This window comes from Stieleria varia (assembly GCF_038443385.1).
GTDB classification, from domain to species: Bacteria; Planctomycetota; Planctomycetia; order Pirellulales; family Pirellulaceae; genus Stieleria; species Stieleria varia.
Genome location: NZ_CP151726.1, coordinates 7,121,186 through 7,127,147, shown reverse-complemented (window position 1 = coordinate 7,127,147; position 5,962 = coordinate 7,121,186). Strand labels below are relative to the sequence as shown.

The window sequence follows — 5,962 nt, the reverse complement described above, 5'->3', positions numbered from 1 at the left end:
AGCCCACGTACGTCAGGCTTTCCAGCCTGACACTCAGCGCGTACGTCAGGCTTTCTAGCCTGACACCTCGGGGTATGTCAGGCTAGAAAGCCTGACGTACGTGGGGGCACCTTCCAGTATCGAATCTGGTTACACTGAATCGTAGGATGAGGTAACACGCTATCTCAATCGGAGGGTGGTCCATTGCACAACGATCCTTTGTCGCAACGTGACGATCAGTATTTTGACAATCCATATCGTGCCCCCAAGTCGCTGCAGGTGCCGGCCGACACGGAAGGCCATTCCGCTCCGGTGACTTGGCCGCTCACATACGCTTCATCGACGACGCCGCTGACCGGAGTCGTGCTACCGGGCTTTCTGGGATGCGTCTTGGTGGCATTCGGTCTGATCATGTTCGTCGTCCATTTGATGTTCCTCAATGGAGGGCAGATGGCGATGCACCTGTCGACCACGATGCCGATCATTGGGGGCGTGTTTTCGCTGATGGGAGCGTGGTCCAATAACAAAGCGATCAGGGAAGTGCGACTGTGGCCGCAGGGCATCGAATTGATCGGCAAGACGTCTCAGACCATCCCTTGGCAACATATCCATGATGTTCGCGTCGCTGACAGCACGAACCCCGGAACGATGATGCAAAAGGTCATCACCTTGGCTGGGGCTGACAACGAGCCGGTTGGCAAAATCACCGGCGTATTCAAACGTCACGGGGACATGCTGAGTCAAATCCGTGGGATGGCTGGGATCACGGAAAATCCGGCAGGCGAAAAACGAGCGGTCTCCGCCGCGGGCAAAAAGAAGGGACGTCGAACGGCATTGATCACAGGAGTCGGAACACTGTTGATGGGGACGGCAGGAATCTTCCTACCATTGCAGGCGTATTGGCGTCACGAAGCGAATCAGTTGATGGCGTCCAGTGCGGTTGCCGGAACCGGAACCGTGACGAACAAGCTGATTGCCCCCAATGGTCGAACACGCAGAATTCACTACAGCGTGACCGGAACCGACGGCACGGTGGAAACGCACAATGTGGAAGTCACCCGTGAGTTCTATGACTCCATCCATTTCGGTGATTCTGTCGCGATTCGCTACGTCCCCGACAGGCCCGACATCAGCGAACTGGTCGTGGGACAGGTGTTCGAAGACGATATCACGGACACACCGATGGCGTTGTTGCTGATGGGAATCTTTGGCATCGCCGCCACCTGCTTCATGTTGCCAATCATGGTGCTGTCATGGAAAGGCTACGACGTGGACTTCAACAAAGGCCGTTTCAAGATCGTGCCTTTGGAGTAGCCTCCGGCGGCGCAGTCCGATCTGCCCCATCGTTATTCATCGTCCCACGAAACCAACTGCTCGGGTTTGACCAACACTCCAAACTCGTTGCGATAGAAATCGACCGAGGCTCCTTGGCAAAGTCCCTCAAAGTTACGAAACACTTCGCGAGCCGGACGCTCGATGTGAAACATACCTGGCGCATTCAGTTTTTTGGCCGCCTTGATCCTGCTGGTGTGTGACGGGTGCGTCGACAACAAACCAGTGCTTTCCTCGTTTGCCTTGTCCATTTTTTGCAGGTCACGAGCGCTGACCTGTTCTGCAAAAGAAGACGTCAGCTTCGGCAAGTCGCCCAATAAATGCCGACTTTCCAGGCCTTCTATCACCGCCTTGATCGTCCCTTGCTGACCCAAACTAAGCTGCAGAATGCGTTTGTGAGTCTCGGCAAAGTAGTCGCTGCCACTCACAAACGCTTCATAGCGATCCGCATCGTACTCCATTTGTTGCATCATGATGCAACTGACTGCGTGAGCGATCATCATGAAGAGCCAGAGGATCATCCGGCTGAGATAGACAAACAGTTTTCCGACCAGCAAAATCATGGAAATCCGCCAGTCACCATTTTCGATGGCGCTGTCGAGCTGCTCATCCAATTGATCGCGTTGATAGACGACACGTGCAAACCATGAATTGATCATGCGAATGACGTAGACGGATTTCATACCGCCACCTTGGGCAAAGTGTCCAAATTCATGAGCAAGAACGCCCGTAAGCTGACGCAGATTCATCCCTGCTATCAACGGAGCACCAATCGTCAATACAAGGTCTTGACGAAACAAACTCCAGAAACCGTTTCGCAATGAGGCCGATGCGTTCACGTCGTAGTCGATGTCGATCCGCTTCGGCTTGGGACTCCGCGTCACTCCGCAAATGTGGTCAACCAGCTCAAACAAGTCCGGCTCTGACGCTTTGGTGAGTGATCGCTTTCGCTGTGCACGCTCGGGGACCAGCGTGAAGAATACCGGCTTGATCATGAACACGATCATGATCAGGCCGCCAACGATGGGTGTGACGTAGATCATCATCGCAAACACTGCCCCACGACCACGCGGCAGGGTCTCCATCAACCCCGGCATGACCTCCGTGAAATAGTAATAGAGCCCGATCCCGGCACCCGCGATCACACTGAGATAAAGCACGGGCAAGAGCAGCATCAGAAACGCGACGGCCAAGAGCGAGATGCGATAACCGATGTTGAACAGGTTCCTGGGAACCTTGCCCTCAAATTCTTTGCGTATCTGCTCCATCAGTGTTTCAGCAGTCGAAGCCGGTTGTTCGGTGGACGCTCTTTTCCCCTCGTTTTTTGCCTGGGGTACAGTCGCCGGCACCGCCCCTGATGTTCGTGAAGGGCTGGACTGCTCTTGAGATTCGTTCTCCGATTTGGGCTTCGGAATCCGAAACTTGTGCTCACATTTTTTGCATGCCGCCACACGTCCCGCGTTTGCAACAGGGACTCGATAACGATGTTGGCATTTCGGACAGGCAAACGCAATCATGCGTGGAATGAGTTGGGGTAATTTGATTCATTGGCCAGCTTCACTGGGTCTGGCCATTGGAACAGCATTGTAGTCGACGCCAGACGTTAGATCATGCATCCGAACTCCTCAGTCGTAGATCAATCGAAATACACCGCATCATCGCCCTCGACAATGAGATATCGATGATTAACGAGAACATTTGAAATTTCCTGAATCATCCCGCTGGTCCAACGGATACTAATGTCAACTCCAGCGGGCATCGTCTCGCCACCAAATGACAGGATCGGCTCATTGCGACACATGTAGCCGTCTCCAGTCGTTACAAATTGAGTAAACATACGAGAGGAACCTGCCAAGGTGTAGGAGACCTGAACACGAGTGCCAATCGCATCCCGTTCAGTCTCCGTCCCGACGAGCCGAAGTTGAATCCATTTGTTGCGTTGGCTCTGGGTGCGATTCTCCAGGAGAACAAACGGCTCTAATAGATCTGAGACCGCAACGTCGATACGTCCGTCGCGATTCCAATCACAAGTGATCAGGCTACGTGCAAGATGCGGCCTATTCCAATAGGGATCGCCATCGACATTCATTTGCTCGAAGGTTGTCCCATTCCCAGAAAAAATCTGCGTCGGCATACGAAACTCACTTCCATCACCGATGTCCTCGATGTGTCCATTTCCGATGACCAGGTCGATGGTGGAGTTGTTGTCGTAGTCAAGTGCTTCGACACCGAAACCAACCATGGGGTAGGTTGCAGTATCCAATTGTGACGGCAGGGCTTGGTCATTAAAACCACTGTCTGATCTTTGGATGTAGTGATTGGACCATTGGTTGTAGAAGTTTGTCACGTGCAGATCGAGCAAGCCGTTGCCATCAAAATCAGCGGAGGCAATGCCCATGGACCCAAGAGGCATTCCCTGGTTTCCAATAGCGACACCTTTTGCGACTGCTTGATCGATGAACTTGAGTGAATTTACTGCCGAGTCTTTTTCAAAAGTAGGTTTCCAGTAGAAGTTCGGCATCAAGTCGTTCGCGATATAAAGATCGATCTTGCCGTCGTCATCAATGTCTGTGACGACTAATCCAAGTCCTGTCGCAGCGTCGGAACTTCCGCCGTCACCAAGCTTCTGCGAGATGAAATCACCTTGGCGGTCTGAGACAAATACTCTGTCGACTGCAGGAATGAACTGCAATGGCCTGGGCCCGTTCGCAATCACCCCATTGGGGGCGATGTTTACTTTCTCGTAGATCGATTTGTCGTCCAAGTAATTGACTTCGATGACATCAGGAACGTTGTCACCTGAAACATCCGCGATCGCAACGGATGCCGTGAAATAAGATTCTCTCCAGGAGTCCGTCCCAGGGGCATGAGAAACAAATGTCCCATCCCCTTGATTGATCAAAATGGTATTTTCGCCCATGTTCCCGACGACAATATCAGGAAAGCCGTCTTGATTAATGTCTCCCGATGTTACCCCAAACGTGTACCCAAAATCGTTACTGCCAGTTTCCGCACCGACCGATTGAAATCTGCCTCTAAGATTGCGAAAAAGCTCATTAGCGTCAGAGGCTGGGCCATCAGGCAAATCGGCAGCTCCCTGTCCTAGGTAAAAGTCAACCGCGCCGTCTTGGTCATAATCGATTGCGGCGATACCCGCGCCATACGCCTCGTAAATGCGAAAAGCTCGTTGGATCGGAGGAGCAGAGTTTCGATACAGAAAGTGAATTCCGGTCTGCTCCGCCACATTGACGAATTTCGGTGGCAAACACTTCATTTCAAGCTTCGCCGATTCAATCCCCCCTTTCGATTTCTTGCTTCCAAGTTCGGCAGCAATCACGTCGTCGATCTTCAATGCGTATCGGTCGATCTCGATTCCACACAGTCTAGATTTCAGTGAGCTTGTTGATGATTCAGTTCGCAATTCATTCTGCCGTGCTGTTTCGATTTTTGTCAGATGATCTGCGGACAGACCGAAACGCTGGGCTCCAAGTTTTGCCCAACAGATAGCTTCGAACGGTCGATCCAAACCACGAAGCATTACGGTCAGATCAACAACATCACTCCAGTTCGCAACAGGGCTCTCAATGACCTTTCGAGTTTGCAACAGAGCTGACTCGACTTCCGTGGCTCGACTGCGAAAACGGGTCTCGTTCTGCAGATCCCCAAGTCCCGCGAACGCCAATGCCAACTGATCGTGTGCCGAAACGCTTGCTGGCTCACGACAAATCGCCTCCGCAAAACAGCGCACTGCACTCGTGAAATCCTTGCGCCTCATCGCCCAACCTCCGACGGCGAGCCAGTACGATGGATAACGCTGCAATTTACTTTCCGTGCTGGCAACCCACTCGTCGAGCAAGTCAAACTGCTGTGATTCGAGTAGAAGTTGCCCCCAGTAAGCAACAACAACCGGATTCCCATCTGCGAGTTCTTCGCTTTCGCGAATGATCTCGACCGCATCACGGATGTCACCCTCCGAGTGCAGGCACCTAGCGACGTTCAACAATCCAAACTTTGGAATCGACTCAACCCCAGGCTTTGTCGCAAAAGGGAAATAAGCTCGTTCGGGAGCAGCCAAACACCTCAACTCTTCCAGCGTCGCTTCCCCGAACCTTAGCAAAGCTCTTATCTGCTCGTTTGCATCATGCCGGTACCCTAGCTCATTCAACACCCGCGCCGCAGCATGTCGGTCCTGGTTCGACGTCCATTTGGAATTCTTCAACGCTTCAAACGTCTCGATAGCAAGTCCCACCTCACCACCACGTAAAAGGATTTCACATAGATGCAACTTTGCGATGGCACCCACGCTCGAATCCCTTTCTGACAACGGCCGCAAGATTGACTTCGCGTCGGCAGATCGCCCCTGAAGCTTAAAGAAAATTCCAGCGATCAGGTTGGCTCTTGGGTTTCTCTCGTCCTGCAACAACAGCTCTGCTACAATCGGCTCGACTTCCTGAAGCTGTCCGGCGATCAATAGCCGCTCCGCTTGATCCAGCTTCGTCGTATATTCGTCGTTCCCAGGCTCCACCTTTTGTTGGAGTGTGACCGGCAACCCGCGGGGCTTCTGCGGAGCATTGCGGAATCTGGGTAAACAAAAAGCGGCCAACCTGCCATGATTTGGGTTCTAACTTCCAGGTATCAAAGGCAGGAGGCC

The 5,962-nt window shown here is 52.7% G+C and carries 3 protein-coding genes; 1 reads left to right on the top strand and 2 read right to left on the bottom strand.

Going from position 1 to position 5,962, the window contains the following annotated elements:
* Positions 1-183: 183 nt before the first annotated feature.
* Positions 184-1,293 (top strand): hypothetical protein, encoded by a 1,110-nt coding sequence (locus Pla52nx_RS24000; protein WP_146522905.1) that lies wholly within the window; start codon positions 184-186, stop codon positions 1,291-1,293.
* A gap of 32 nt (positions 1,294-1,325) precedes the next feature.
* Here Pla52nx_RS24000 and Pla52nx_RS23995 read toward each other — a convergent pair whose 3' ends face one another.
* Together Pla52nx_RS23995 and Pla52nx_RS23990 are read right to left on the bottom strand one after the other, a co-directional pair.
* Entirely contained in the window at positions 1,326-2,579 is a 1,254-nt protein-coding gene (locus Pla52nx_RS23995) for a M48 family metalloprotease (RefSeq protein WP_231742600.1), read from the bottom strand.
* A gap of 368 nt (positions 2,580-2,947) precedes the next feature.
* The gene (locus tag Pla52nx_RS23990) at positions 2,948-5,860 is read right to left on the bottom strand and encodes an FG-GAP-like repeat-containing protein (RefSeq protein ID WP_146522907.1); all 2,913 of its coding nucleotides are present in this window, start codon (positions 5,858-5,860) and stop codon (positions 2,948-2,950) included.
* Positions 5,861-5,962 lie beyond the last annotated feature (102 nt).

Excerpts from the sequence above, each read along its gene's own strand:
- Pla52nx_RS23995 (WP_231742600.1), bottom strand. The coding sequence starts at position 2,579 with ATGGAGCAGATACGCAAAGAATTTGAGGGCAAGGTTCCCAGGAACCTG.